Annotated in this window: 1 rRNA gene (running past one end of the window); it reads right to left on the bottom strand. The window is 55.0% G+C overall.

Features of this window, described 5'->3' with window-relative positions:
- Window positions 1-176: 176 nt before the first annotated feature.
- Window positions 177-2305 (bottom strand): 23S ribosomal RNA (locus EV640_RS13465); it runs 1080 nt beyond the window's last position.

The following is a 2305-nucleotide window of genomic DNA, read 5'->3' as shown; positions in this document are numbered from 1 at the left end:
CCACCCCCACAAACACCGGGGGCAGGGTTCTGTCTCTGACCCACACACCCCGCACACACACCCCACAAGAGGATGTGCCCACACGGGTGTCGTGAGGTTGTTGGCAGAGAACCGCCTAGTGGACGCGAACACGCAGTGTTCAAATGAAACTTCACCGAGCCCACACATGATGAGTGTGGTGTAAGTGGTCGGCTTATTAGTACCAGTCAGCTTCACGCATTGCTGCGCTTCCACATCTGGCCTATCAACCCAGTAGTCTAGCTGGGAGCCTTCACACCATAAAGGTGACGGAGATCTTATCTTGAAGCCGGCTTCCCACTTAGATGCTTTCAGCGGTTATCCATCCCGAACGTAGCTAATCAGCGGTGCACTTGGCAGTACAACTGACACACCAGAGGTTCGTCCGTCCCGGTCCTCTCGTACTAAGGACAGACCTTCTCAAATCTCCTGCGCGCGCAGCGGATAGGGACCGAACTGTCTCACGACGTTCTAAACCCAGCTCGCGTACCGCTTTAATGGGCGAACAGCCCAACCCTTGGGACCAACTCCAGCCCCAGGATGCGACGAGCCGACATCGAGGTGCCAAACCATGCCGTCGATATGGACTCTTGGGCAGGATCAGCCTGTTATCCCCGAGGTACCTTTTATCCGTTGAGCGACGGCCCTTCCACACGGTGCCGCCGGATCACTAGTCCCAACTTTCGTTCCTGCTTGAGCTGCCGCTCTCACAGTCAAGCTCCCTTGTGCACTTACACTCGACACCTGATTGCCAACCAGGCTGAGGGAACCTTTGGGCGCCTCCGTTACTCTTTAGGAGGCAACCGCCCCAGTTAAACTACCCACCAGGCACTGTCCCTGGACCCGATCAGGGCCCGAAGTTAGATGCCTAACATCACCAGAGTGGTATTTCAACGATGACTCCACGACCACTAGCGTGGCCGCTTCAAAGTCTCCCACCTATCCTACACAAGTGATGTCAAACACCAATACCAAGCTATAGTAAAGGTCTCGGGGTCTTTCCGTCCTGCTGCGCGTAACGAGCATCTTTACTCGTAGTGCAATTTCGCCGAGTCCACGGTTGAGACAGCGGGGAAGTCGTTACTCCATTCGTGCAGGTCGGAACTTACCCGACAAGGAATTTCGCTACCTTAGGATGGTTATAGTTACCACCGCCGTTTACTGGGGCTTAAATTCAGAGCTTCGCCACAAGGACTAACCCTTCCTCTTAACCTTCCAGCACCGGGCAGGAGTCAGTCCGTATACATCGTCTTACGACTTCGCACGGACCTGTGTTTTTAGTAAACAGTCGCTTCCCCCTGGTCTCTGCGACCACCACCAGCTCACCAAAGCAAGCCTGGATCACCAGGGTGGTCCCCCTTCTCCCGAAGTTACGGGGGTATTTTGCCGAGTTCCTTAACCGTGGTTCTCTCGATCGCCTTAGTATTCTCTACCTGACCACCTGTGTCGGTTATGGGTACGGGCGGTACAAGCCCTCGCGTCGATGCTTTTCTTGGCAGCATAGGATCACTGAATCCCCCACAAAGTGGAGTCCCATCAAGTCTCACCCATATAACGAGTCCCGGATTTGCCTAGGACTCGGGCTACACTCTTAGACCCAGACAACCATCGCTGGGCTCAGCTACCTTCCTGCGTCACACCTGTTAATACGCTTGGCTCCCCGGTTCAGGTCCTGCGCTCCTCGTACACGTCGACCCCCAAAGGGGCCAATCCAGCACGATTCGGGCAGTTAGTATCACCAGTTCACCATGGGCGGTCTTATACCGGTACGGGAATATCAACCCGTTGTCCATCGACTACGCCTGTCGGCCTCGCCTTAGGTCCCGACTAACCCAGGGCAGATTAGCTTGACCCTGGAACCCTTAGTCATTCGGCGGACACGTTTCTCACGTGTCTTTCGCTACTCATGCCTGCATTCTCACTCGAACACACTCCACAGACGAGCTTACGCTGCTGCTTCACCGCAGTGTTCGACGCTCCCCTACCCATCCAGTCCGCAAGGGACTAAATGCCACAGTTTCGGTGGTGTGCTTGAGCCCCGCTAAATTGTCGGCGCGGAATCACTTGACCAGTGAGCTATTACGCACTCTTTCAAGGGTGGCTGCTTCTAAGCCAACCTCCTGGTTGTCTAAGCAACTCCACATCCTTTCCCACTTAGCACACGCTTAGGGACCTTAACTGGTGGTCTGGGCTGTTTCCCTCTCGACCATGAAGCTTATCCCCCACAGTCTCACTGCTGCGCTCTCACTTGACCGGCATTCGGAGTTTAGCTGACGTCAGTAACCTT

The sequence above is a fragment of the Nesterenkonia aurantiaca genome, assembly GCF_004364585.1.
Taxonomy (GTDB): Bacteria; Actinomycetota; Actinomycetes; order Actinomycetales; family Micrococcaceae; genus Nesterenkonia; species Nesterenkonia aurantiaca.
This window is presented reverse-complemented; position numbering and strand designations above follow the sequence as displayed.